General features: G+C 35.5%; 23 protein-coding genes and 3 tRNA genes. 9 read left to right on the forward strand and 17 right to left on the reverse strand.

Annotated features, from left to right (window positions below):
- Positions 1–14 precede the first annotated feature (14 nt).
- The 3 genes from QMN76_RS03595 to QMN76_RS03605 are packed head-to-tail and all read left to right on the forward strand — an operon-like array spanning position 15 to position 1,408.
- Complete coding sequence (locus tag QMN76_RS03595; RefSeq protein WP_034336293.1) at positions 15–497, forward strand: hypothetical protein; 483 nt, start codon at positions 15–17, stop codon at positions 495–497.
- A 16-nt stretch (positions 498–513) separates the two neighbouring features.
- Entirely contained in the window at positions 514–936 is a 423-nt protein-coding gene (locus QMN76_RS03600) for a hypothetical protein (RefSeq protein WP_282023754.1), read from the forward strand.
- A gap of 49 nt (positions 937–985) precedes the next feature.
- Positions 986–1,408 (forward strand): hypothetical protein, encoded by a 423-nt coding sequence (locus QMN76_RS03605; RefSeq protein WP_034336287.1) that lies wholly within the window; start codon positions 986–988, stop codon positions 1,406–1,408.
- Here the strand turns inward: QMN76_RS03605 and QMN76_RS03610 are convergent.
- From QMN76_RS03610 to QMN76_RS03630, 5 genes are all read right to left on the reverse strand, one after another.
- On the reverse strand, positions 1,403–2,566 hold the full coding sequence (locus QMN76_RS03610) for an acyltransferase family protein (protein WP_282023753.1): 1,164 nt from the start codon (positions 2,564–2,566) through the stop codon (positions 1,403–1,405). The two genes, QMN76_RS03605 and QMN76_RS03610, sit on opposite strands and share 6 nt — an antisense overlap.
- Positions 2,567–2,598: 32 nt before the next feature.
- Positions 2,599–3,813, reverse strand: a complete 1,215-nt coding sequence (locus QMN76_RS03615; RefSeq protein ID WP_282023752.1) for an acyltransferase family protein — start codon at positions 3,811–3,813, stop codon at positions 2,599–2,601.
- Between the two features lie 131 nt (positions 3,814–3,944).
- Positions 3,945–5,048: a glycerol dehydrogenase gene (locus tag QMN76_RS03620; RefSeq protein WP_282023751.1), complete on the reverse strand. Its 1,104-nt coding sequence runs from the start codon at positions 5,046–5,048 to the stop codon at positions 3,945–3,947.
- A gap of 100 nt (positions 5,049–5,148) precedes the next feature.
- Positions 5,149–5,745: a LysE family transporter gene (locus QMN76_RS03625; RefSeq protein ID WP_282023750.1), complete on the reverse strand. Its 597-nt coding sequence runs from the start codon at positions 5,743–5,745 to the stop codon at positions 5,149–5,151.
- A gap of 236 nt (positions 5,746–5,981) precedes the next feature.
- The gene (locus QMN76_RS03630) at positions 5,982–6,776 is read right to left on the reverse strand and encodes a DNA/RNA non-specific endonuclease (protein WP_282023749.1); all 795 of its coding nucleotides are present in this window, start codon (positions 6,774–6,776) and stop codon (positions 5,982–5,984) included.
- A 1,095-nt stretch (positions 6,777–7,871) separates the two neighbouring features.
- On the opposite strand from QMN76_RS03630, the gene QMN76_RS03635 reads away from it, so the two are divergent.
- Positions 7,872–8,483: a hypothetical protein gene (locus QMN76_RS03635; protein WP_282023748.1), complete on the forward strand. Its 612-nt coding sequence runs from the start codon at positions 7,872–7,874 to the stop codon at positions 8,481–8,483.
- A 64-nt stretch (positions 8,484–8,547) separates the two neighbouring features.
- On the opposite strand, the gene nifJ is transcribed toward QMN76_RS03635, so the two are convergent.
- Entirely contained in the window at positions 8,548–12,093 is a 3,546-nt protein-coding gene (gene nifJ, locus QMN76_RS03640) for a pyruvate:ferredoxin (flavodoxin) oxidoreductase (protein WP_282023747.1), read from the reverse strand.
- A 587-nt stretch (positions 12,094–12,680) separates the two neighbouring features.
- Here nifJ and QMN76_RS03645 point away from each other — a divergent pair.
- Entirely contained in the window at positions 12,681–13,961 is a 1,281-nt protein-coding gene (locus QMN76_RS03645; RefSeq protein WP_282023746.1) for an O-acetylhomoserine aminocarboxypropyltransferase, read from the forward strand.
- Positions 13,962–14,100: 139 nt separating this feature from the next.
- On the opposite strand, the gene QMN76_RS03650 is transcribed toward QMN76_RS03645, so the two are convergent.
- The 4 genes from QMN76_RS03650 to QMN76_RS03665 form a co-directional block, all read right to left on the reverse strand.
- Positions 14,101–14,175, reverse strand: a tRNA-Gly gene (locus QMN76_RS03650).
- A 159-nt stretch (positions 14,176–14,334) separates the two neighbouring features.
- On the reverse strand, positions 14,335–14,634 hold the full coding sequence (locus QMN76_RS03655; protein ID WP_282023745.1) for a hypothetical protein: 300 nt from the start codon (positions 14,632–14,634) through the stop codon (positions 14,335–14,337).
- A 218-nt stretch (positions 14,635–14,852) separates the two neighbouring features.
- Positions 14,853–14,975 carry a hypothetical protein gene (locus tag QMN76_RS03660; protein ID WP_282023744.1) on the reverse strand — a complete coding sequence of 41 codons (123 nt, stop codon included), beginning with the start codon at positions 14,973–14,975 and terminating at the stop codon, positions 14,853–14,855.
- A 108-nt stretch (positions 14,976–15,083) separates the two neighbouring features.
- A tRNA-Gly gene (locus tag QMN76_RS03665) sits at positions 15,084–15,158 on the reverse strand.
- A gap of 218 nt (positions 15,159–15,376) precedes the next feature.
- On the opposite strand from QMN76_RS03665, the gene QMN76_RS03670 reads away from it, so the two are divergent.
- Together QMN76_RS03670 and QMN76_RS03675 are read left to right on the forward strand one after the other, a co-directional pair.
- Positions 15,377–16,351, forward strand: coding sequence for a thioredoxin family protein (locus QMN76_RS03670; protein ID WP_282023743.1), 975 nt, complete (start codon positions 15,377–15,379; stop codon positions 16,349–16,351).
- 63 nt (positions 16,352–16,414) lie between these two features.
- Positions 16,415–16,630, forward strand: coding sequence for a Trm112 family protein (locus QMN76_RS03675; protein WP_034336260.1), 216 nt, complete (start codon positions 16,415–16,417; stop codon positions 16,628–16,630).
- 6 nt (positions 16,631–16,636) lie between these two features.
- On the opposite strand, the gene QMN76_RS03680 is transcribed toward QMN76_RS03675, so the two are convergent.
- The 3 genes from QMN76_RS03680 to QMN76_RS03690 form a co-directional block, all read right to left on the reverse strand.
- Positions 16,637–17,677, reverse strand: a complete 1,041-nt coding sequence (locus QMN76_RS03680) for an FUSC family protein (RefSeq protein WP_282023742.1) — start codon at positions 17,675–17,677, stop codon at positions 16,637–16,639.
- Positions 17,678–17,729: 52 nt separating this feature from the next.
- A complete protein-coding gene (locus QMN76_RS03685; RefSeq protein ID WP_235176732.1) occupies positions 17,730–19,313 on the reverse strand; it encodes a Do family serine endopeptidase in 1,584 nt (527 codons plus the stop codon).
- 155 nt (positions 19,314–19,468) lie between these two features.
- On the reverse strand, positions 19,469–20,593 hold the full coding sequence (locus QMN76_RS03690) for an OpgC family protein (RefSeq protein WP_328517271.1): 1,125 nt from the start codon (positions 20,591–20,593) through the stop codon (positions 19,469–19,471).
- A 155-nt stretch (positions 20,594–20,748) separates the two neighbouring features.
- Between QMN76_RS03690 and QMN76_RS03695 the strand changes: the two genes are divergently transcribed.
- Positions 20,749–21,942 carry an Mrp/NBP35 family ATP-binding protein gene (locus QMN76_RS03695; protein WP_328517259.1) on the forward strand — a complete coding sequence of 398 codons (1,194 nt, stop codon included), beginning with the start codon at positions 20,749–20,751 and terminating at the stop codon, positions 21,940–21,942.
- A 4-nt stretch (positions 21,943–21,946) separates the two neighbouring features.
- Here the strand turns inward: QMN76_RS03695 and QMN76_RS03700 are convergent, their stop codons facing one another.
- The 4 genes from QMN76_RS03700 to QMN76_RS03715 form a co-directional block, all read right to left on the reverse strand.
- Positions 21,947–22,303 carry a hypothetical protein gene (locus tag QMN76_RS03700; protein ID WP_034336254.1) on the reverse strand — a complete coding sequence of 119 codons (357 nt, stop codon included), beginning with the start codon at positions 22,301–22,303 and terminating at the stop codon, positions 21,947–21,949.
- A 69-nt stretch (positions 22,304–22,372) separates the two neighbouring features.
- On the reverse strand, positions 22,373–22,873 hold the full coding sequence (locus QMN76_RS03705) for an NADAR family protein (protein WP_282023741.1): 501 nt from the start codon (positions 22,871–22,873) through the stop codon (positions 22,373–22,375).
- Positions 22,874–23,614: 741 nt separating this feature from the next.
- A tRNA-Ser gene (locus QMN76_RS03710) sits at positions 23,615–23,705 on the reverse strand.
- 60 nt (positions 23,706–23,765) lie between these two features.
- On the reverse strand, positions 23,766–24,755 hold the full coding sequence (locus QMN76_RS03715) for a bile acid:sodium symporter family protein (protein ID WP_282023740.1): 990 nt from the start codon (positions 24,753–24,755) through the stop codon (positions 23,766–23,768).
- 125 nt (positions 24,756–24,880) lie between these two features.
- Between QMN76_RS03715 and QMN76_RS03720 the strand changes: the two genes are divergently transcribed.
- Positions 24,881–25,834, forward strand: a complete 954-nt coding sequence (locus QMN76_RS03720; RefSeq protein ID WP_282065739.1) for a hypothetical protein — start codon at positions 24,881–24,883, stop codon at positions 25,832–25,834.
- Positions 25,835–25,843: the final 9 nt, after the last annotated feature.

Here is a 25,843-nt window from a genome sequence, read left to right on the forward strand (position 1 = left end):
GTTGGAGATAACGGTTGATTAAAAAAAATTTCTTTGGAGTATGCTTTTTATTCGCCATAAGCGGTATATCATCCGTTTTTGCAGATACTCATCACAAAACCATTACTTCAAAACATACTCAAGAATTATCAAAAAACATAACAAGAACTACTGAGAAATCTGTCTTAGCAGATCCCCAACTTAATTTTTACAGCGCGCACCAAGATAAAAATAACTATGTTATTGCTTTATATACTAACCGACCAGGTAAAGCATTAATCACATATGATTCCCCTACCTGCCAAGCAAATTCATATGGTGATACGATCATTGATTCGAAAAATAAATCTCAAATAGAATTTACTTCTACAGAAGATCCCCTTTGCAAAATTACTTTAAAAAAAGAAAATGATAACCAATTAAAAATTATAAAAGAAACTCCAGCATGCACAGCGTGGCATGGCGATTTTTGCAGCTTTTCATCCTTATCTCCCTTAACGCGCATTTACCCACATTAAATCAGAGTATAATCAGATGAAATTATATCCATTCCTTTTTTTATGTATTGCAGGCGCAATTACGTTACCTCCCTCTTTTGCAACAGCGCAACCGATCACAATGCAACAACCTATTAATATGATTGCTTATGAACATAAGGCACAACATCATTACGAATCTGTATCTTATATGCCCTATTATCCAGCCTACGGAATGATTTCTTTAAAATCTCCCGACTGTAATGCAGAAATCGCAGGATATATTGATCCTTTTGCATTGAAACATAAGAAGCTAATTATTACTTATAAAACATGTAAAGTTTCTTTTAACATTGCTCAAAATGATCAAGAGATAAGTAACTCCATAGAAACTACATCTTGTGAAGAGTATCATCCTAAAAACTGCAGCTTTTCTCAAATCCCTGCTTTACAAAGAATTCCCTTAGGAAAACATCCTTAAACTTAATATACTTACTGGTTATATGTAAATTTTTAAAAAGACATACAGAATGAAAAACTTACTTTTATCTTTTACGCTTGGTGCTGGTTGTCTGATAAGTCACCAAACTTATGCTCAAAATTTAGATGGTAACACGCTCTATGTCGATGCTGTCATCAATTTACAACAATCTATGCCCAGAAAAGCCACCATTGATGGAAAAAGAATTTACAGTGTCGATTCAGATCATATTTGTTCGATTACAGTAACGATGGGATCCTCCAGACAATATCAGTTCTCTTTAGTTACTTGGCCTGAAAAAGGCCATATTGATGACGCTGGATATTCAGAGTTTATTCTCAAAGATACAGACAATAAACCACATATCCTTAGAACTGATAAAATCAAAGGAAAGAGATTCTTAGCCAGCATGAAAAACCTCATCACAAATTGCCAAAAATCCACTCAAAAAAATAAATTTAACGACTCATAACTTCTGATTGAAAGCCAGTTTTTTTCTATCCCATAAATGAGATAATATACATCCCAATTGAATACCTGGTTTTTCAATTAAAATATGCACGAATATTGCAAGGAATAAAATCAAGCTAGTAATTAATGTCATAACACACCAAAACTCTATCGAGCCTTGCAATACATAATGACGTATAAATTGAACGGAATACACCCAATAAAATACGATCCCTTGTAAAAGATAAATACCATAACTGACCTCTCCCATTCGTTGAGAGGCAGGCAACGTAAGTAATCCAAAAATAGAGCATCCAGAAATAATAAAAAAGAAAATTATAGCGAATAAAATTGTAGAAAAATATACACCACCAGGAACAAACACAAAGATCGCAATCAATATACTCAAAACAATAAAAGATTGTATTATGGGGCTTAAAGGGATTTTTTTTAAATATTGTTGTAAAGTTGCACAAAGCATGCCCATTAAAAATATAAATAAAACGGCTAATATTTGACTGAATATTGGATAAGCATGTGTAAAAAAGGCTGTGATAGAAATAACTACTATAGCGTAAACAATAAAATACAATGCTCTTTTTTTACTTTGTGCAAACCAAGAAACAAAAGGCAATAACCCATAAAATAACCATTCATATTGTAACGTCCATACAACCCCTAATAAAATCATAGAACTCATCATATAATTATTAATATCAGGCAAAGGTAAAACTCCCAGTGCCAACCAAGCGCCTATTTGCTTACAAAATGCTATCCAAGAAACCTGTAATGTCCAGTGCGTTTCTATCATCACAATTATAAACACACAAAAGCAGGCAAACCAGTATACAGGTGCAATGCGGCAAAAGCGCTTGATATAAAATGATGGCCACTTCATTCGCTCTTGAGAAGACAACAATTTAGACCAGAACAAATAGGCTGTAACCATAAAAAATAATCGAACAGCAATAGTTCCAAACATATTATAAAAAGGATTAGGACTGCCCGCCCATTGACCTGTTTCTAGTAATGTATGAAAATTCTGGCCATGAGAAAAAACAACTCCATAAGCCAAGAAACCTCTTAGCCCATCAATAGTTTGCACATGATTCACACCAAAAGCGTTAGCCTTTATTTTGCTAAAATACGGAAAAGACAAAATACATAATAAAAAAGCCATTATCAAAAAAAAAGGCCATATTGAAAAATATGTCATGTTATGAAATGCTTTATATTTGTTTTCTGACTTAGTTTACTTGCTATTTGTTTACCACGATCCATACTTGGTTTTTCAATAAATATATATAAACAACAAGCTACAAGTAAAAGAACGATAGATTCACCTAATAACACACCCCAATAATGCCAAATAGAGCACATCATAAAATGTTTTGTCACAATCAATACATCGCTAAAAAAATATAAAACTAACCCTTGGCATAAATAAATGCTGTAACTAACCCTGCCCATTCGTTGTGAGGCTTTCAATTTGAATAAACCAAACAAAGAAGCTCCAGACACAACACAATAAAAAAATATTCCACCCAATACAAGCATTAAGGGTTCTGGATATTTATGACAAAAAGACAATAACAAACAAATACAGCCGACCATAATAACAGATCCACAAAAATCATTAAGTCTGGGTTGCCACTGCATTTGTTTCAACGTTGCAATCAAAATACCAATTGCATAAGAAGCAAAGGGCATCATATCATTTTCAGCAAGAAAATGTATTTTCCAGTAAAATTGTGCCAAAATGGTGAAAACACACAAAATAATTGCAAAACTTAACGACGACCAAATATTTTTACTGAACATTCCAATAATCGGCAATGTTAAATAAAGCATCCACTCATAAGGAATAGTCCATACAACCCCCATCACCAACAAAGATGTTAAACCAAATCCATTGATAGAAGGAAAAGAGAATAATCCAAATGTTAACCAAGCAAATATCTGTTTAATAAAACTCAGAACCGTTACGTCTAAATGCCAGTTCGTTTTGTTCATCACCGCAATAAATAAACATAAAATACATAAATAATAAACAGGGGCTATCCGAAAGAACCGTTTAATATAAAAGGGAATAACCTCTATTTTTCCTTGATGTTTTAACCATCTAGTCCAAAATAAAAATGCAGAAATCATAAAAAAAACGCATAAACCCGTAGTTGCCAGCAAGTCTATATAACTCCCTGCTGCTCCTTTAAATTCCTTACTATGAACTAAATTATACCAAACAGTGGCATGTAAAAAAACAATCAAATAAGCAAGATAACCACGCAAGCCATCAATCGTATATAAACGATCCTCCTGGGAATTTCTTACTACTTGAATTCTATAAAAAAGAGGAATGGGCAAGCTGAGGAAAACAATTAATATCACTAAGATTATACATAATGGCCAGACCGCATCATAGGTCATACTATCCTCAGTTTTTATATAATTATGAAATTTAAAAAGCAAAATATCATATAGTTAACATAATAAAAATGCACAAAAAGTAATCTTTCTGTGCATTTATAAAATCCTAAGATAAACTATAAAGCCTTCACTTATGCTTGCCAAGCTTTTCCCAAAGCATCTGCTGTTAATATCGCAGCATAGACTTGCTCTGGCGTAACTTTAAATGGCATATTATGAATACTTTCTCCCTCTGCACAACTCGCTTTGGCAACATCCATAATTTTCTTTTCTTTAAAACCATCCCCTTCTTTAACCCCAATTTGAGCCAAAGTAATCGGCAAACCAATTCGATCACAAAACTCTAAAACAGTTTCCAACTCTTCCTTTGGCGCATTTTCCAATACAAGTTGAGTTAGGGTTCCAAATGCCACTTTTTCTCCATGATACATATGATGGCACTCTTCCAAAATAGTAAAACCATTATGTATAGCATGTGCAGCCGCAAGGCCTGAACTTTCAAACCCAATTCCACTTAAATAAGTATTCGCCTCTACGATACGGTTCACAGCGATAGTTGCAACACCGTTTTCAACCGCTAACTTTGCCTTGTAACCTTCTTCTAAAAGCGTATCGTAACATAAACGTGCCAACCCCATAGCTGCCAATGTAGACTGACCTCCTGCCATAGTCTGAGCACGAGAAAGAGAACATGCTCTTCCTTCAAAATAAGTTGAAAGCGCATCCCCCATTCCAGCCACAAATAAACGAACAGGAGCCTTGGCAATAATCGTTGTATCCATAAAAACCATATCTGGATTTGTGGGGAACATTAGATATTCATCAAACTCACCAGTTTCTTTGTAAATCACAGACAAAGCACTGGTTGGTGCATCATTTGATGCAATTGTAGGTACAATTAATACGGGCACTTTGTGATAATAGGCAACAGCTTTTGCTGTATCCAATGTTTTACCACCACCAGCACCGATAACACCACGACAATTATTCGCTTTTAAAACATCCCCAAGCCGTTGGATTTCCTTTTTAGAGCATTCACCTCCAAAACGTTCAAATAATCCTTCTATAGAAACCTTTTTTAAACTCTCCTCAATAATCGGGGCTGCAATTTTCATCACAATATCATCAGCAATAACCAAATAATGATCTGACAATAATTTAGCATAATGACCAATTTCTTTTAATGCATTTGGCCCTTGGATATATTTAGATGGGGATTGAATAATTTGTAACATTTGACAAACTCTTTAAATATATAAAATTGCTTTCAATTGATCTTTCTATCCTGTAATAGATCAACAAAATTGAATATAAAAGTATGTTACAAATTCTGATCTATAGCAAGAACTCTACCAACATAAATACTGCAAATATGACAAATATCAACGCAGACGCAATATCTATTTTTTTTGCATATTGCTGATATTTTCTTTTAACGAAAGAATGAGAAAAAAGTAAACCCAATCCAACAAAACAAATAAAACTTTCAATTATAAGAGAAACAATAATTGGGAGAATGTTCGCAATCCCAGACCCCAAGGGTAGAACAGAAAAAATACTGGCAAAATAAATAATCGCTTTGGGATTAGATAAATTACACATCATCCCTTTTAAAAAATAATGCTTTTCCTGAACTGCTTGATTGCTCATTTTTTTATTAGAGCGCTTTACTATCCCATAGGCGAGATATAATAAATAACAAGCCCCACCCAGCATGACCAACTTAATCAGCACAGGGTAGGTCTGAAACAAAATATGCAACCCTAATATAGATAAAATCATCCAAATCAAGGCACCCGTACAAATCCCTGCAACCACTTTACAGACCGCAGTTTTATTTCCGGTTATTCCTGTTCTAGAGACCAAGAAAAAATCAGGGCCAGGAATAATCAATGCGAAAAATTGAAGAATTAAAATACCTATAAAAGACATAAATTAAATAAGCCCCTGTTACTAAAACAATGTTTTTACATTAGGTTCTCATGATTCCCAATGCGTTTAATATTCTTCATTATAATGATGTTTAAAATCAACTATTTGATCATTAATAAATTATAATCATTGCCTTCTATCATCGCCCATATTTTTTTGCTCAAACTTTATTGAGCTTGAACTAAATGAGGAAAAATCAAAATAAAAAACCAATAAAAAAAATAACCCCTCACCTATTATTGCCAATCTTTTCTTTGATAATGTTTTTTTTGTTGCTTTTTATATTCTCCCATCTTTGGCAATGGTAACTGAGCTGCTTTAATAGAAGCATCAAGTTTTGGAAAAGGATCTATTCCAGTTTTTTGCGTAAAAAATTCAACAGTTTGTATATAACAAATTGGTTTTTGCGTATTTCTGCAAAAATAAACCCCAGTTTGTTCTAATTTTGGCACATAAATTGCTTTCCACGTAGCATACGGCACCCACAAACGATCATCACCAATTTTTTTAGTATTACCTTGGAAATAAGGACCAGTAACAACGTAGACCGATCCATATTGAATGGCCATTTGACGGGTTTGATTTTCTATCCAATTCCATTTGCCACTATTAAGCTGTCGGGTTTGAGGTACCAGATTTTGAGGAATAAATGTTTTAACTTGAGATTCATAACTGCCCATATCTCCACTGGGAGCCATATGACCACGATCATATCCCGAGTTACGATAGTCTCGTATCAAAGGATCTCTGTTATCAAAAGTTCCATAACGCCTCATTTCTTTAGCCTTCTGAACTTGCTCTTTCGTAAGCAATTCAGCAGAATATACATTAACATTAGTTTTCTTGGAAAAACCCCATGCATATCCCTCATCACATACCCTGACGTCCGTTTGTATAGGCAAGGCTTTTTGCTCTGTTGTTGGCATAATAGAAGTCGGCGTTCCGTAAGCCTCATAAGGGCAAGTAATTTGCGCCTTTACCTGAGTGCTAATACATAATCCCAATAAAGCTGCAATATATAATTTTTTCAAAAATCACCTATAAGTCAAATAATAGCTTGTTTTCTTTATTATCAATTATATTAAAACTTTAAAATACCATTTACTGGTTATAATATGCGACTATTTTCTGATCAAATAAAGCACTGTAAACTATGAATACGCCTAAATTATTATTGTTACCTTTTATATCCGTAGGTTTATTTTTGTCTATATCACAGTGTTTGGCAGAGACTATTCATTGTCATTCTCCTAAAACAGCATTCGCAAATAACTCTAGAGAATAGTTTTATAATAATACGATTGACATCAACCAACACAGTCCAGAACAAACCAAGATTCAGGAAGATGCCTTAGTGTATGAATATCAAAAACAAATTGATTTTATAAAGCTTTAAATAGCCCTCATATTTCCTCGACAAAAATTACTGTTCCAACCACATATAAAAAATATCCAGAAAATTATAGCGATGACTGGAAAGTATACACCATAGTCACTATCCCTCGATATGCTGATAAACATCATCTGGGCGTCATTGATAATACCGTCCTAGCAGCCAATTTCATTCGACCTAATATATATGCAGTTATTTATGTTATTGAAAAAGCTGACCAAGCAACCATTAATAATAAACAAACATTACTATCCTGAACATATTCGAAATTATAACAATATTGAGGCTAAAGTTATCCGCATTCACATATCAGAGCTTCAAAGAAACTATGATAATACGTAATTAAAAATTTCATATAAGCCTCTATATTCATACAAAATCAAATTAAATATATGATATCTATCTCTCACCAGGCTATGAAGATAGTAACTGGTTAAATACTGCATAGAGTAAGATTTACCCTTATCTTTATATGAATATTTTTTATTCACACCCTAATTAATTTTGGTTTTATAATATTCTAAAATTAGATATAAAAATAAAACTATCGAACAAATCCTAACCCACGATGGCCCTGTAGCCTATCACCCTTACCCAATTTCTTTGGTCGAGAAGAAGCTATTTTATATATTGATCGGTCTGAATTAAAAAATGCCATCAACATGAATAGTATTCCTCACAAGCATACACAAGAAATCATAAATGACCCAAGAGACGAACTTTTGAAAGAGTAATGATGGAAAAACAACCACCGACATCTCAACAATATATAAACACTGCCTTTCAAAACCCAGAATTTGTACAACAATTATGGTGTGAAGAAGATAAAATCTCAACAATCTTATCCCATGCAGTTAAAGAATGCTCTGTAAACGAAAATAATAGCCCACTTAGCATTTGTTGCGACTATCTGATTGATTATGTTTGTGTTTATCTTGTAAAAAAACCATCTGATTTTTTATATATATTTGCCAGTTTTGATCAGGCCAAAGATAAAATTACCTTTATGAATTTATATTTTCAAAATTACTTAACTCATAATACGGTAACTTATGCGCTGCTTAAAAATATTACTCTAATTAACGAAATTGGAGAATATCAATATTGGATAGAATATCCCTTAAAATTCAGAGCAACTAAACTCATACAAAACGCATCACAAGGCTCCTTAACAATAACTGCTTTATTTCCAACAGAGCTTGATTTGCCAGAAGAAATGAAAGATTACTTATTAAGCTGGGCTTTTGTAGAAAACAAACTAGCAGAAACAGATATAGAATATTTCCGAACGCACTATGCGCGTTCTTATGAAATGCTTAAGCAAGCTAAGCAAAACAACAAATAATAATAGAGACAAATAAGTAAAAGAAAAGCCTCAATCATATTGAGGCTTTTTATGTTTTAATACACTATTCAAAATTCATTTCAGAAAGCTTTGTTAGTAAAGAATAACGTCGGGATACAACCTTATCGAGTTGTGCAATCAATGCATCTGCTCGTTCTGGATCGGTATTCCACAAACGATTAAAACGCTGTTCCTTGTGCAAAATATTTACAATAGGCTCTTTTGATAACTTAGAATCAAGAGTTAATAATGATTTACCACTGTCTTTTTTACTTGGGTCAAATCGATAAAGAGGCCAAAAGCCAGAGTTGGTAAGCTCTTTCATATGTTCATGACTGTAGGCCAGATTATATCCATGCTCTCCACATGGGCTATATGCAATAATTAAAGATGGGCCAGGATAAGCCTCTGCTTCTTGAAGAGCTTTAATGGTTTGATTCATCTGAGCCCCCAAAGAAATCTGGGCAACAAAAATATTACCATACATCATCATTGATAATCCCAAATCTTTTCTGGATTTTTCTTTCCCTAATTCACCAAATTTGGTAATTGCTCCCATTGGGGTTGCTTTTGATTGTTGTCCGCCTGTATTCGAATAACATTGGGTATCAAGAACCAAAACATTAACGTTTTCCCCTGTGCTGAGAACATGATCCAGACCACCAAAGCCAATATCATAAGCCCACCCATCACCACCAACAAGCCATATAGATTTTTGTAAAAGATAATGTGCGTCATGAATCAAGTCTTGTGCTTTTAGATCCTTGTTATCTTTCAGTAAATCCTGCATTTCTCTCATAGCATTTCGACGCTCAAGATCAGAATTTCGTTCATTTTTCAATGTATCAATCAGCGTAGCCGGCAAGATTGTTTGAAAACTATCTAATAATCTTAAAACACGCTGTTTATGTTGATCAATCGTTAACCTAAAGCCCAACCCGAATTCAGCATTATCTTCAAAAAGAGAATTCGCCCAAGTTGGTCCACGCCCCTCACAATTTGTGGTATAAGGCGTGGTAGGTAAATTTCCTCCATAAATAGAAGAACAACCCGTAGCATTAGCAATAAACAATTTCTCACCAAATAATTGCGTTAATAATTTAATATAAGGCGTTTCTCCACAACCAGAACAAGCTCCAGAATACTCAAATAAAGGGGTAACAAGTTGAGATGTGCGAAGATCTATGCGTTCAATAGAAGATATTGGCCGATCAGAAATAGTTTGAAAAAATTCAAAATTATTTTTTTCAATTTCCAAATGATCTTGTATAGGTAACATATTAATTGAACGAATGCTTGGATCTTCTTTATCCTTAGCAGGACAGACCTCGTAACATATATTACATCCCGTGCAGTCTTCGGGTGATACTTGTAATACATATTCTTGCCCTTTGAAATCTTTGGCTTTAACAGGAAGCCTTTGTAATGTTTCAGGCGCATTAACAAATTCAGAGCTATTGGCAACTTTCGCACGAATAGCCGCATGCGGACATGCTGCAACACAAATATTACATTGCACACACATTGAAGCCTTATTCCAAATCGGAATCATTTCAGCAATACGTCGTTTTTCCCATTGAGTTGTTCCTGTTGGCCATGTACCATCAGGGGGTAGCGCAGAAACAGGTAAAGAATCACCATATCCAATTAACATTTTTCCTGTGATTTCCTTGACAAATTCAGGAGCATTAACAGGAACGATTGGAGAAAGCGCTTTACTATCAAGAGAAATAGGTTGTAACAGAATTTGATGGGTTGCATTTTTTGCTTGGATAATCGCTTTAAGATTATTCTGAACGATCGCATCCCCTTTTTTCTGATAGCTTTTAATAATCGCCTGTTTTAAATAATTCTCGAAATCTTCCTCTGGTAAGATAGAAGTTAAATGGAAAAATGCAGTTTGCATAATCGTATTTATACGCGTGCCAAGCTTGCATTCACGGGCAATTTTGTACGCATTTATAACATAAAATCGTGCTTCTTTTTCTAATAAAGCAGATTGAACCTCATAAGGTAAATTTTCCCATATATCCTCAGGTTCATAAGGCGTATTTAATAAAAATACTCCCCCAGCTTTAAGCTTATCTAACACAGGATATTTATCAATAAATTGCCATTGATGACACCCAACAAAATCTGCACCTTGAATCAGGTATGTTGATTTAATTGGTTTTTTACTGATCCTTAAGTGTGATGTTGTTAATCCGCCTGCTTTTTTAGAATCATAAACAAAAAAACCTTGAGTATAATTATCTGTATGGTCGCCAATAATTTTAATTGTATTTTTAGTAGCTGAAACACTCCCATCACTTCCCAGACCATAAAATAACGCTGTTAGGCTATGTTGTGCTGATAAATTAGCAGGAATGGATTTAATAGAAAGATGAGTAACATCATCATTAATCCCAACAGTAAAACGCCTTTTAGGAGTTGATTGTTGTAATTCATTAAAGATAGCCATCACACAATCAGGGTCAAATTCTTTGGAAGACAGCCCATATCGACCATTAATAATTTTAGGCAATGATGACCGTTCGCCATGACTATATGCCTCAGAAAAAGCAGTCATTACGTCCAAATAAAGCGGTTCAGCTTGCGAACCAGCTTCTTTGGTACGATCCAAAACAGCAATCTTTTCAATCGTTTCAGGAATTTGTTCTAAAAAATGCATAGCTGAAAAAGGACGATATAAGCGAACTTTTAATAATCCAACTTTATCCCCTTGATCACAAAGCATATCAATCACTTCCTCACAAGGCCCAACACCCGATCCCATTAGCACAATAAGTTTTGTCGCATTGGGATGACCATAATATTCAAAAGGGTGATAATAGCGACCAGTCACCATATCGAAATGCTGCATTGTTTGTTCAACATGAGCATATACCGCATCATACCATAAATTGGTTGCTTCTCTAGCTTGGAAATAAGTATCAGGATTTGCTGCCGTCCCCCTCACAATAGGGTTTTCTGGGGATAATGCACGGTTGCGATGTTCGCGAATAGCATCTTCTGGAACCAGTTGTTTAAGCTCTTCAATCTCTAAACTATAAATTTTATTCATTTCATGAGACGTTCTGAAACCATCAAAAAAATGAATAAAAGGAACACGGCTCTTTAAACTTGCTATTTGTGCAATAGTAGCAAAATCTTGAGCTTCTTGGACATTACTGGCACATAATAATGCACAACCAGTTTGTCGAACCGCCATCACATCAGAATGATCACCAAAAATCGATAATGCACTGGTTGCAATAGTACGGGCCGCCACATGCAATACAAAAGGCATAAGCTGCCCTGCAATTTTATATAAAGAAGGAATCATCAACAATAAACCTTGGGATGAGGTAAATGTCGTTGCCAAGGCCCCTGTTTGTAAAGCTCCGTGAACAGTCGAAATAGCCCCACCTTCGGATTGCATTTCCATCATACGGGGAATATCTCCCCATAAATTTGGCAATTGTTGTACAGCACAATTATTAGCATACTCTGCCATAGTCGAGCTTGGGGTAATGGGATAAATAGCGATAACTTCGTTTAAGGTATATGCAATAGATGCTGCTGCTTGATTAGCATCAACGGTAATCATTTTATTTAATTTATTACTCACAACAATAACCTCTTTAATACTTTGAAATATTACAATTTATTAGAGTCGTAATGAAAATTTATAATTTATAATTAACTAATAATGAGTTGATAAAAACATAAGATATAAATAAAACCTATATATTTTGTTAAACGTTATCAAAATGGATCAAATAACGAATAGGTTAATATCTATATTGCTTGATTTATATTATTATGACAAATCTATTTTAAAAAATAAGTTCTTTTTATTTATACTGATGCTTCTTAGCCAAATATTTATAAATATTTAAATGTAGTATTAAAATTCATCAGTTAATTTCTAGAATAACAAATTGATTTTTATAACCTTTGAGTTCCTTAATACTTACTCTTATGAAGATTATTCATATATATTTCTGTAATGATTGATATTTTGTAAATAGGTATTTTATATGTAAATGATGAACATATCATTTTGAATCAGAGTTAAACAGCATTGTAAAATAATCTAACGATCTACCTTTATAAAAAGGAATAATCGAAATTATTTTTGATAAATCACAACAACTCTGGCTATACTTTAATTTGCGCAAAAACCACATGATCCAAACTATAAGGAACTTAACCATGAAGCAAAAGCCGCAATTTGAAACCCTATCTGTGCATGCGGGTGCCAGCCCTGATCCCACTACTGGTGCAAGGGCAACCCCAATTTACCAAACGACTGCGTATGTTTTTGATGATGTCGATCAAGCAGCCAACCGTTTTGCACTTGCTGATCCTGGTAATATTTATAGCCGCATTACAAACCCTACCCAAGCTGTATTAGAAGAGCGTATCACAGCTTTGGAAGGCGGAAGCGCTGCATTGGCAACTGCCTCAGGTCATGCAGCTGAATTTCTAACATTTCATACATTAATGGAGCCAGGCGATAATTTTATAGCGGCACGTCAGCTTTACGGCGGTTCAATTAATCAATTTGTTCACTCTTTTAAGTCTTTTGATTGGCATGTTCGTTTTGCTGATGCGGATGATGTATCTACTTTTGAAACCGTCATTGATGATCGTACGCGTGCTATTTTTATCGAAAGTTTTGCTAATCCAGGTGGGATTATTGTTGATATTGAAAAAATTGCCAAGATCGCACAAAAGCACAATATCCCCCTGATTGTCGATAATACAATGGCCACCCCATATTTAATTCGCCCATTTGAACATGGTGCCAATATCGTAGTGCACTCTTTAACAAAATTTTTAGGTGGGCATGGTAACTCTATGGGAGGCGTTATTGTTGATGGTGGGAATTTTGATTGGAAAAAATCAAGTAAATTCTCTAAAATCACCGAGCCTCGCCCTGATTATGCTGGCCTTGTCGCCAGTGAAGCTTTTGGAAATATGGCTTTTGCGCTTGCGGCTCGTATTTTAGGAATGCGCGATTTTGGACCAACCATCTCTCCATTTAATGCTTTTTTGCTATTAACTGGTATTGAAACCTTGCCTTTAAGGATGCAACGTCACTGTGACAATGCAATGGAAGTGGCAAGTTATCTAGAAAAACATCCCAAAGTTTCTTGGGTTTCCTATCCTGGATTAAAAAGAAATCCATACCACGCATTGCAACTGCAATACTCCCCCAAAGGTGCAGGCTCTGTGTTTACCTTTGGTATTAAAGGTGGATATGATGCTTGTGTTCAATTCGTCTCTAAATTAGAGCTATTTTCATTACTAGCTAATATTGGGGATACACGGTCTTTGGTAATTCATCCCGCCTCTACCACACATCGCCAATTAACTGATGCTCAGAAAATCGCTGCTGGTGCAGGACCTGACGTAGTTCGTTTATCAATAGGTATTGAAAATGCTGCGGACATTATTGCTGATCTAGATCAGGCTTTGGCTGGTTTATAAAGAATGTATATAGGTATGAAATTTACTTTTCATGCCTATAAAAATTAAGACATACCAATTTATAACTAGAGCTATAATCTAAGTAATATATTTTGTGGGGATTTTGAAAGACTGCTTTATTATAAAAGCATAAATAAATTGGAGCGGGCGATGGGATTCGAACCCACGACCCCAACCTTGGCAAGGTTGTGCTCTACCCCTGAGCTACGCCCGCTCTGAACGTAGAAACTATTTACGATATTTTTCTCATATGTGCAAGAGGGTAATATAATAAAACGATTTATTTTTACTCATTCTTGTTATGATCAATAAACCTATCAATTATGGTCATAAAAAGCCCAATAGTAACTGCATAATATATGCTTATCAATATTTACGAATGCTGTGCACATAAATACCAAGCAACTTCCAAATCATCGAAATGACACCAATCATCTATTGAATATGATGAGCTTAATAATTCAAACTTTTTTCCATTAAATAGAAGCTTATTATATACTGTTACAATACGAGAATCTTGATCAGCATAACCTACAACAACTGGATAGCTTGCAATTACAACACGACTATTCAAATGATATAATAAATCCGCAGAATCATTTAATTCACCATCTATAGGAAGTTGCCCAATCACCTTCTCTGCTTGATTGTCCGCAATATATGCAAAAAACATCCCGTGCCACATCCAATTGAGGAAATAGAATATTTGCCAGCAAAATTAGGCCCTTCTTCTATAGCAGATGTAATACGGGTCCTATAGTTTCTTTAAGCTTTGTCTCTTCCTTTATAATATGCTTTGGCCTTTAATAAATTATCTATTTTTATTTCTTGGCTATGGGAAATATCACGCTCATTCATGATCGCTGATTGTAATTGAGCTTTTGCATCCCCTTAATTTGTTTTTTTTTCTAACTTTTCCTTAGCCTCTTGCTTGATCACATCAGCAGAAAAAGATTTAGGAACAGAGAAAACAACGCAGATGCCTACTATAAAAGCTAGTAAAAATAACTTCATTTAAATTCCTAAAAGCAAATTTAGTAGATAATATTTTATATCTATTATTATTCAGGAACATATAATTAATTTTAAAAGGAAATAATATCGCTGCAGATTAAAAAAATCTGGAGCGGGCGATGGGATTCGAACCCACGACCCCAACCTTGGCAAGGTTGTGCTCTACCCCTGAGCTACGCCCGCTTTGTATTGCGTAAATTGCTTTTAAGAGATTTTTAAAAACCTTGCAAGAGAAAAATAATAAAATTAGAAAAAATATTTTTGTTTATAAGCATCCTTATTGATATAATAAACCTAATACTTTAAAATTAGATGTTTTTTAATCAACACTTTATTTTAAAGAAATTATAAAACTTGTATCATTTTCGATATGCTTCTTTTATACGGGATATGACAAATCTATGACGCCTTTTAACAGCTCTCCTACTTCCCCCGCACAGCTTTTAACAGAAGATGGCTCTGCTGTTGCTTCATCTTCATCCAATCAAAGCATCCTTATCGATGGTAATCAAAATAACTTTATGCAAGAAGTTTTGGATGGCAGTAACACTATTCCTGTTTTGGTTGATTTTTGGGCAGATTGGTGCAGTCCTTGCAAACAATTGACACCTGTTTTAGAAAAAGTCGTTACTGCTGCCAAAGGGCGAGTCAAATTAGTTAAACTGAATATTGATGAAAACCAGGCTCTGGCACAACAGCTTGCACAAATTGGCCTACCCATTCAGTCTATTCCTTTGGTCGCCGCTTTTTGGCAAGGACAAATTGTTGATTTGTTTCAAGGTGTACAACCCGAAAGTGCTATTCAAAAATTCCTCGATCAAATTTTACAAACGGCTGGATCTGCCATGCCCAGTGCAGATTTCATCGAACAAGGCAAAGAATTCCTCGAAAATAACCAATATGAAGAAGCAATGGGAGCATATTCTCAAGCTTTGGAACTGGAACCTGAAAAACCAGAAGCTTGGGGCGGCATGATTCGCTCTTTACTGGCTCATTCTGGCCCAGAAGCTGCCCAAGAGGTTATGGAGCAAGTTCCAGAAAACTTGCTAGAAAATCCCGAAATCACCCGAGCAAAAGCAGCGATTGATTTAGCTATCGAAGGTACAAAGGCACAAAGTGAACTCCAAACTTTTCTTGATAAAGTCGCCGTCAATCCCGATAATCATCAAGCGCGTTATGATTTGGCTACGGCTTATAATGCCGCCGGTAAACGCCAAGAGGCAGCTGATGAGCTGTTAGAGATTATCAAAAAAGACCGTACTTGGAATGATGAAGCTGCTAAAAAGCAGTTATTACGCTTGTTTGAAGCGTGGGGGCTAGATGATGAGGCCTCTTTAAATGCCAGAAGACGCTTATCAAGCATTCTTTTCTCTTAATTATCTCCTGAGCAGTTCTAAAGCTGCTCTTTAATTCTCATTTTTATCTATCGCAAGGTTTCCATGACAGATCAATCTTCTTCCCCACCTCTTGATCAACGCTTACTTTCAATTCTTGTATGCCCTTTAACCAAAGGGCCTTTAATTTATGACAGAGAAAAAAACGAACTGATCAGTTGCCAAGCCGCATTGGCATATCCTGTCAAAGAGGGTATTCCTGTTATGATTGTCGAGGAAGCCAGAGAATTAAATGAAGAAGAGTTACATTCTTATAAATAATGTTGACTAGGAAGAAGCTCGTAACTTTTTTGAATACATAAAAACATCGTGCCCACGAACAAGATCTTGACATAAAGCTTCCAAAGTAAATTGTATTGTTGGTGGGCATCCCTTCTTCATTTCTGTTAAAATTGGCTCAATCATTCCTTCGAAACTGTCCTTTTGTTTTGAACAAAAAAACGGTTCTGTGTGCCCTGCTTGTTCTTCACATAAAATAATAAAACGTTCAAAAATCTCGTTTAGTGCATTTTTAAGAATATCTCTGGTTTCATCAGGTAAACCTCGATGATATTCATCCATCGCTCTGGCAACAAAGATAGTATCACTTTGTAAACGTCTCAAAATTGGATAAACCCTTACCAAAGTTGGATCTGAATGTTCCAGAGTATAATTAGGATGCTCTTTACGTGCCTCGGCAATTTCACTGACAACATCTCTTAATTCTGCAGTGACCTCATCATTCATTGATTCAACTTCTTCCCAAACAATATGAGAGGTGAGTACGGAATGTAACAAGATATGTATTTTATCAAAAGCAACGCGCGCGTGAATAAAGGCACTACACCTTGCCTGAGGACGCAAAATCAAGTAGCTGGCAATCAAAGATGCAATAACACCAACAATAATAGAGAATATACGGTCAAAGGGACGCTCAAACATTCCTCCCGGAGATGGAAATAAAAACACTACTGCAAGTGTTACAACACCCAGACGCATAGAAGGCCGCCATGCAACCAAAGCCACCATCGGAATAATGACAATCGTAAAAACAATCAAAGAAGGCCATTGTGAATATTCTTGTAAAAGGATGGCTATTAACCCTGCCGCCCCACCAATCAAAGCACCAACAAGTTGATCTCGACTGGTCTGTAATGTCTGAACAATACGACTTTGTGTCACAATGACTGACGTTATTAACGCCCAATAAGGTTCATGTAGCTTACAGACATAAGCAATTAAGCTAGATAAAGCAATTGACAACAGCAAGCGTAAACTCTGCTGTAAAGCAGAGTAAATTTCATGCTTTTTTAGGCTTTGAAACACCATTTTTCACATTCATCGGATTAGTTTATACTTGATTCATTTCAAACAATTAGAATCATTTTTTCTTATCATTTACAGGAACAGCAATCCAACGCAAAGCATCCCCACTTTGGATAAGCAATAGCATTCTAGGATTTTTAAGTGCTTTCTTTTTGCTTTCTTGTTTAAATAAGATAATCTCTTTTTGTAATTCTGCAACCTGTGTAATATTACTTTTATTCGTGCCAACAATCACATCACCAACTTTGATATCTGCCGTATTTTTCCCTTTACGGCCATCTGTTGCAACAATGACTATCCCTTGCTGCTTTTCAGCAAGATTATATTTTTGCCTTAAAAGGTCAGTCATATTACTGACTGAAAATCCTAAATCTTTTAATAAAATAGTTTTATTTTTTTCAATTTGAGCTTCGTGATGTGTATCTGGTTGGGTTGTACCGTCTTCGACTAGACTTGCAACTGTAATCGGCAAATCAAGGACTTTACCTTGCCTTAATACGCCTAGGGTTACTTTGTTTCCTGCAGGCATTTGAGCAATTAAACGTGGCATAGAATGCGCAGTAACCTCATTACCATTTAAATTTTGGATAACATCTCCAGCTTTGATTCCCGCTTTGGCAGCAGGACCAGCAGGATCAACTTGAACGACCAAAGCCCCTTGGAACGGTTGGACATTTAAACTATCCCCAATAGTTTCACTGACCTCCTGAATACGAATACCAACCCACCCTCTGGCAACATGACCTTTTTCTTTTAATTGATCGATAATATTCTTAGCTTCATTAGAAGGTATGGCAAAAGCAATGCCAATTGACCCTCCAGAAGGCGAGAAAATAGCCGTATTAATTCCAATAACATCGCCCTTCATGTTAAACATAGGACCACCAGAATTTCCTTTGTTTATTGGTGCATCTGTTTGGATAAAATCATCATAAGGGCCTTGTTCTATATCTCTTCCTCGTGAAGATATAATCCCCGATGTCACAGTGCCAGATAATCCATAAGGATTACCAATAGCCAAGATCCAATCCCCTACTCTGGACTGATCGCTATTACCGAAATGGGTTGCTGTCAAAGGTGTTTTGGAATTGATCTTTAATAATGCCAAATCTGTCCGTTCATCAAACCCTTTCAACGTTGCTTTTAACATATGATTATTTTGTAAAGTGACCATAATTTGATCGGCATCTTTGATGACATGATAATTGGTTACTATCCACCCCGTTGGATCAACAATAAAACCAGACCCTAAGGCCTGTAAGTGATTGTTCCCATCATCTGGAATCCCTCGACGATTCATATAATTACGAAAAAATTTTTCAAAGGGCGAATTCGGATCTGGTGCTACGCTGTTATCATCGTCTTCATCATCATCGTCTTCATCATCATCGGTTGTCTGACCTGGCTTGATAACTTTACTAGTTGAGATATTAACAACAGTGGGTAATAATTTTTCTGCCAAATCGGCAAAACTGTCTGGTACATGCTGATATTGACGTTGTGTATGATCATTCTTGGTAAGAAAAGAAAGTGAAGAAAGAGAAAACTGTGCTTTCACTTGTGATACAGGAAATAAACAGGTTGTTCCTATTAACAACAAACAACATGATTGTATCAAGGAGCTTGTGCGTATTTTCATTCGCCTATTTTCCCGTTCAGAATGAGGATTTCAAAATTCATGAAAGCCTACAAAACTCTATAGGCTAATTATTCAGCTAAAAAATTATAGCTAAGATCCTTTAAAAGTAAACCATTAAGAAAGCAATTCAATAATCAAAATATACTGTTTTTCTTTTAAGAATTGTTAGCTTTTTGCATAGCCTTTGCTTTGGTTCTTTTTTTATCTAAATAAACAGCTAAAATATATAAAAGAGAAACACCAATACAATTTACGACAAATTGCAATGTCCAACTCTCTCCCCAACTAGCAAACATCAAACGCCCCCAAAGATCAAACACAGTGCTTAATGAAAAAACCTCTAAAGAATGCCGTCCATATAAAGCTAAAAACTGTCCAATTTTTCCTTCTGAGAAACGCTTTGCCCATCCAGAAGATTGTACTAAATAGAATATTGCTACAACATCCAGTAACCGTAATGGGGATAAGTATGCCTTTGCTGGTACAGACACATGCAGTAATCTTAGATCAGGCAATCCCCAATACTCCCAAGGAAAAGCCTCAAAGAATGAAAAAAGCAAATAAAGCCCTAAACCCCATTTTAACCACGGAATTGAAGGGAAATCCCCGTGGTGTTTTCCAGCGGTGATCGCACCATAAATGCCAATCGTAAATAGAAATTGCCAAGCAAGAGGATTAAAAAACCATCCATCAGGATCGAGCCAATTAGGGAAATTAAACCAAGGGTCGATATTCACCCCAAGCCAAAGTAGAAAGCTGAGCCCCAATGCCAACCACCATCGCCAACGTATCAATAAATATAATAAAGGGAATATTCCGAGTAAAATAATATAAAGTGGTAAGATATTAAGATTACTAGGCAAAGCATCCAACAACAGTAATCGCCATATTTCCCTAGCAATGCTGTAACCATGTGCCAGTTCTGGTTCTAAAAAATCTACTGGCAACACCCAAAAACGTCGCCATTGATAAATACTGAGCAAGCTAATTAAAACCAGACCCATTTGAAATAAATAGATTTTCCAACAGCGATGTAAAATCTTTTTACAGACACCCCATAATCCGTCTTTTGAAACTTTCCTACCATAAGCCAACCAAGACGCATATCCTGCAAGCAGAACAAAGATCTCTGCTGCATCAGCAAACCCAATATTACGCATGGTAAACCGATTTAAAAGATCCTCTGGAATATGATCCACATACATCATAATCAATGCCAAGCCTCGCAAAGCATCAATACGATGATCTCTGCCTGGTTTTGTTGGTTGAGTAGACAGGATTCCAGTCCTTTATAATAAAATAATGAGCGTAACTTCCTATTGCATCTTATAAAGGAAGATATAAAATAAACACAAAAAAATTATTTATTATTATATACTGTTCTATAAAATCTTTTTACAATCATTTTTTCACGCTTCTGCCTTTTGAAAGTATCATGATGACTAGCCCAGTTTCCATCAATCAGCAAACTATTCACCAAGCTCTATCAGACTTTACTTTACCATGGTCGCCTAATACATGTTTGCTTGATGCAAATATCATTGAAAATATGATAATTGAAGGGCAAAAAATACATCTAACTTTAAATATTGCCAAGGTTCCCGAAGATGCTGCAGAACCCTTGCGTGCCAAAGTTGAACATCGTTTACAACAAATCGAAGGTATCGTGCAAGCCCGCGTCTTTCTTAATACAGGTGAAGGAAACAATAAGCGTTTAGTATTTCCCCCTCGTCAAGCTGCAAGTGCCAATGCAGCTCAGCAAAAACCCGCCACACCGCATCAAGCCCATAAACATGCTCCGATTAAACCAACAGGCCCTATTGAAGCTTTACAAGATGTTAAATGTATTATTGCCGTTGCCTCTGGTAAAGGAGGCGTAGGAAAGTCGTCTACTGCCATTAACCTTGCTGTAAGTTTGGCTAATCAAGGACTTAAAGTAGGATTAATGGATGCCGATGTTTATGGTCCCTCTGTTCCCCATATGTTAGGTCTAGAAGGTCAAGTCGAAGTTATTAATCATAAATTGATCCCTATGACTGCTTGGGGAATTTCTGCAATGTCTATTGGGATGTTGGTTCCCCCCGAGCAAGCCTTGATTTGGCGTGGCCCAATGGTTATGGGCGCTATTAAACAACTTTTATCTGACGTCAAATGGGGAGAGTTGGATATATTACTTGTTGATACCCCTCCTGGGACTGGCGATGTGCAACTGACTTTAACCCAAAGCATTCAAATTGATGGTGCAATCATTGTTTCTACACCTCAAGACGTTGCTTTACTGGATGCAAGACGTGGTATTGCTATGTTCCAAAAAGCTAAGACTCCTATTTTAGGTATAGTTGAAAATATGGCTTATTTTTCTTGCCCATGTTGTAACGAAAAAACCTATATCTTCGGCGAAAATGGTGCAAAAAAAGAAGCTAATAATTTAGGCTTTCCTTTCTTAGGTGAAATTCCATTAATTACAGCTATTCGCAGTGGTGCAGATGTTGGCGTGCCAATTGTTGCACAAGATCCAGACAGCATTGCTGCAAAAGCGTATCAAGAAATCAGCGAATTAATGGTTCCAGTCATTAAACGTTTGACCGTTCAACGAGCCAATAAAAAACCCGAGGCAACACCAGAGTAATACCCTATTTTGTAGAAGATGTTACAGGTGCTGGTTTAGGCGCTGGCCCTGCCAAATAATAACAAACCTTGTTTTTGGGAAGGTACCGACATAAAGGTCCTTCTTTTCCATCTTTGCCTAAAATCCCAAATTCAAAAGTCAATCCGAGAACCAACATTACAATACATGCAATAAACCAATATTTAAAATATCCCAGACCTGAATACTCATTAGGGTCAATGTATTTTACATCAGAGGGAACTGCCGAAGGGTTAGAAAAAAATGATTTTCCTAGTGGTTCACCAGTAGGGTTCAATGGCTCCCCTGGCAGCTCATATTCATATTTTTCCTTGATGCCAAAATCATCTTTATTATCATTCATCACATTATCCCTTTAAAGCCTATTTCTTAACATATGGAAAAAAGAAAAAACTGCAAGCTTGAAAAAACCTTACCTTTCAACGCATAAAATATCTCTTACCCGAGTAACAATAATCCCTAACAAATTCTGGCCTCGCCATTGCGTTTTATCCATAGCTTTAGGGTCAGAAGCCTCAAGTCCAATCCCCCATATTTTATCATTAGGAGCAGCTTCTACTAATAATGTACCTTTGGATTTAGCAAGTTGCTTTAATAGCTTAGGGTTTTGCGAGAATTTCTCTATATTTCCACGAAATACAATATCAAAAGCAACAGATGACCAAATGGCTGCATTAAAATTTGAAACTTCACGCCCCAGTTTCTTTTGATCAAACGGAGACTTGGCTTTAAGGATTTTTTGAGCCATCTCTTGATCTCCAAAAATAATAGCCTTTTTCCAATGCATCCATTGTTCAGTGCAATTAAATTCAATCCCATCAATTGTAAAAGAACTTTTATAAAATTGACTACACTCTGGGTGAATAGCATCTTCTTTATGCTCCCAAAAGAATGTAAAGTTAGAGTATTGCATTATTTTTCCTCTACTGTTAGCAAATATAACTTTAATAAGGACCTTTCACCATATGAAGTTAAGAAAATATTTATTATAAAATTACAATAACAGCACAAAAATACCTTAAAGATAAAAAAATATGAATATTTTGTATCAAAATTAAGTTAAATAATATTTTTTTAAAATTATATAAATGACTGATTAAAACAAATATTTACTTTAAAATTATATTTATAATCACAACAAAAATTTGCAGAATTGTTCCAAAAAAATAAAAAAATAATCCAGATTTTAAGTTTTGTGAAGTTTCTAAAAGGCTTTTCACGAGTGGAAGCTCTAAATTTTCTTCAAACGAATCAGATGCATAACGAGGCACACCTATTTCAACAGCTTGTTCACGTTTTATTATCCCAGATCTGGCAGACCTAAAAAGCTCCAACAGCCGTTAATACTAACCCACATACATTAATACAATCTAAATATGTCCTAAAATCAAACTTTAAATTCCTCTAAATATAATGACACAATAATTAAGTTAATTAATCCATTATTACTCATCATAAGATACCAAGGATAACTCTAAAACAATAATGTTACAATTTGCTTATCTGTTAACATAATTTTAAATATCAATAAATTAATTCGATACCAACTAATTCTCTATTTTGAAATGATTTACTTTGTTTGAGTTCGCTCAGTAAAAAAAACAGCTTTTTTGTAAGCTTTATGCTAGGTTTTGTATGGAAATGTTTTGATAAATGGCGGAGGGGGTGGGATTCGAACCCACGGTACGCTATTAACGCACGGCGGTTTTCAAGACCGCTGCCTTCAACCACTCGGCCACCCCTCCGGATTTTGTAAAAACATTCATATACGATTTTATAGGGCTTTGGCAAGTGGTTTTTTTAATTTATCTTTGATTTATAGACGCGTCTTCTGTTTTTTCTTTTTTATCAACCAGTTTTGCACAATACCTAGCCAAAATTGCGATGATAAAAAGTTGGATTTGATGAAAAATCATTAACGGCAAGATAATAATCCCTACCATATTGGATGGAAATAATACATTTGCAATCGGAACTCCAGACGCCAGAGTCTTTTTAGAACCACAAAAAACAATACTAATACGGTCTTCCAAAGGGAATTTTAATAACTTACTGACAATTGCAATAATGATTAAAACCAAAAATAACAAAAACACATCAATACCAACGACATATAATAGTTGTTGAATATCAAGCTTTTGCCATAAGTGCATATTCATAGCTTCACTAAAGGCACTGTACACCACAATCAGAATTGATCCTCGATCAGAGAAAGAAAGAAGCTTTCTATTTCTAACGGCCCACTCCCCTATCCAAGGTTGTAATAATTGTCCTGCAACAAATGGCAGTAATAACTGATAAACAATATCAATCGTGCCGTCTAATTTCATATGCCCTTGGCTGCTAAAAATAAACCCTGCCAGTAAAGGTGTAATAAAGACCCCTATTAAATTAGAGGCAGTCGCCGAGCAAATTGCTGCCGGCACATTGCCTTTGGCAATCGAAGTAAATGCAATCGAAGACTGTACGGTCGAAGGTAAGCAACATAAAAAGACAACCCCCATCCACAATCCTGGCACCAACAGTTGGGGAAATAGATAATGTAATGTTACGCCTAAAACTGGGAATAAAGTAAAAGTGCAAAGGAAAATAAGTAAATGTAATCGCCAATGAAACAAACCTTCAAGCATTGCTTTGCGAGAAAGCCTCGCACCTTGCAGAAAGAACATTAATGCAATTGCTATGATTGCTAAATGATTAAAAAAATCGACACCACTGCCATAACATGGAAAAAAACTGGCAATTAACAAAGTTGATAGTAATGAAACCAAAAAAGGGTCAACAAATTTAAACATAATAAAGAGTAACCTTAAATAATATCAGGTAAAATATAAGAGAAAACTTAATTCTTTCTTTGATATCTCATTAAACCTCTATATATTTTATTAGATTGTATCAATAATTTATTATAAAATTTAGCATGATGAACAAAAAAATAACTTTTCTTACTCTTTTCGGACTGCTTACTACAGGCAGCTTATCTTCTTACACAGCACACGCTTCACAAACATGGCAATCTTTTTGTGCCAATATCAATGTTGATAGCAGCAGCACAACTACAAATACATTAAACGCCACAAATTATATTGTCCAAGCATCAGACAATCCTGCTGTTAAACTTACGGCTCAACAACTGAACGTTAGCAAAAGTAATAACATTTTATCTGCTGATCAATTACAAAGAATAACCAATATTACTTCTACAGGGCTATTAAATATTGTCCTTAATCATCAGATGAAAGATTGTAGCAAAACTTACTATACAGACAGTTTATCCCCTTTACTCAAAAGTCTTAAAAAAGGCAATAAAGTCAGCTTTACGTGGAATAATGTGCGTATTCAAAACAGTAAAGTTTCGTATAAAGCAAATACTCTTAATGCCCAATTAAGTGGTCAGGGCAATAATATTCAAATTGTTATTCGTTTCTCAGGGTTGTCCACCTTATCACAACATAAAGTTCCCGCTGCCATAATCCCAGAACAAGGAACTATTAACCTTACAACAACAGATCAAGTATATCCTTTGATCTTAGCATCAACCAGTGGCAATACAGATCGAGCCTCTTCGGGTGCTTCATTCCCTGTAAAAATCAACAGCTTGGATCTTCGCAACAATCAAACTGCTATTACCGCTAATGGTAATGTGACGTTAAATAATAAACCAACCTTAACCTCGGCAAAAGGAACCTTTCGGATTACGAATATGCAAGCATTAATTACTGCAAGTAACGAAGCCAATAATAGTAGGTTAAAAACAGCGTTAATTTTGGCAAAGTTCGCTGGGCGTAATGCTGGAAATAATATTCTAGAGTGGGATATTGACTGGCAAGGAAACCTGTTTAAAGTAAACAGCGTTCCCATTCCTGTTTGGTAAAATGACCAC

The organism is Commensalibacter papalotli (ex Botero et al. 2024), assembly GCF_947179115.1.
GTDB lineage: Bacteria > Pseudomonadota > Alphaproteobacteria > Acetobacterales > Acetobacteraceae > Commensalibacter > Commensalibacter papalotli.

Excerpts from the sequence above, each read along its gene's own strand:
- QMN76_RS03600 (WP_282023754.1), top strand. The coding sequence starts at position 514 with ATGAAATTATATCCATTCCTTTTTTTATGTATTGCAGGCGCAATTACG.
- QMN76_RS03605 (WP_034336287.1), top strand. The coding sequence starts at position 986 with ATGAAAAACTTACTTTTATCTTTTACGCTTGGTGCTGGTTGTCTGATA.
- QMN76_RS03610 (WP_282023753.1), bottom strand. The coding sequence starts at position 2,566 with ATGGCTTTTTTATTATGTATTTTGTCTTTTCCGTATTTTAGCAAAATA.
- QMN76_RS03615 (WP_282023752.1), bottom strand. The coding sequence starts at position 3,813 with ATGACCTATGATGCGGTCTGGCCATTATGTATAATCTTAGTGATATTA.
- QMN76_RS03620 (WP_282023751.1), bottom strand. The coding sequence starts at position 5,048 with ATGTTACAAATTATTCAATCCCCATCTAAATATATCCAAGGGCCAAAT.
- QMN76_RS03625 (WP_282023750.1), bottom strand. The coding sequence starts at position 5,745 with ATGTCTTTTATAGGTATTTTAATTCTTCAATTTTTCGCATTGATTATT.
- QMN76_RS03635 (WP_282023748.1), top strand. The coding sequence starts at position 7,872 with ATGATGGAAAAACAACCACCGACATCTCAACAATATATAAACACTGCC.
- QMN76_RS03645 (WP_282023746.1), top strand. The coding sequence starts at position 12,681 with ATGAAGCAAAAGCCGCAATTTGAAACCCTATCTGTGCATGCGGGTGCC.
- QMN76_RS03655 (WP_282023745.1), bottom strand. The coding sequence starts at position 14,634 with ATGTTTTTTGCATATATTGCGGACAATCAAGCAGAGAAGGTGATTGGG.
- QMN76_RS03660 (WP_282023744.1), bottom strand. The coding sequence starts at position 14,975 with ATGAAGTTATTTTTACTAGCTTTTATAGTAGGCATCTGCGTTGTTTTC.
- QMN76_RS03670 (WP_282023743.1), top strand. The coding sequence starts at position 15,377 with ATGACGCCTTTTAACAGCTCTCCTACTTCCCCCGCACAGCTTTTAACA.
- QMN76_RS03675 (WP_034336260.1), top strand. The coding sequence starts at position 16,415 with ATGACAGATCAATCTTCTTCCCCACCTCTTGATCAACGCTTACTTTCA.
- QMN76_RS03680 (WP_282023742.1), bottom strand. The coding sequence starts at position 17,677 with ATGGTGTTTCAAAGCCTAAAAAAGCATGAAATTTACTCTGCTTTACAG.
- QMN76_RS03685 (WP_235176732.1), bottom strand. The coding sequence starts at position 19,313 with ATGAAAATACGCACAAGCTCCTTGATACAATCATGTTGTTTGTTGTTA.
- QMN76_RS03695 (WP_328517259.1), top strand. The coding sequence starts at position 20,749 with ATGATGACTAGCCCAGTTTCCATCAATCAGCAAACTATTCACCAAGCT.
- QMN76_RS03700 (WP_034336254.1), bottom strand. The coding sequence starts at position 22,303 with ATGAATGATAATAAAGATGATTTTGGCATCAAGGAAAAATATGAATAT.
- QMN76_RS03705 (WP_282023741.1), bottom strand. The coding sequence starts at position 22,873 with ATGCAATACTCTAACTTTACATTCTTTTGGGAGCATAAAGAAGATGCT.
- QMN76_RS03715 (WP_282023740.1), bottom strand. The coding sequence starts at position 24,755 with ATGTTTAAATTTGTTGACCCTTTTTTGGTTTCATTACTATCAACTTTG.
- QMN76_RS03720 (WP_282065739.1), top strand. The coding sequence starts at position 24,881 with ATGATGAACAAAAAAATAACTTTTCTTACTCTTTTCGGACTGCTTACT.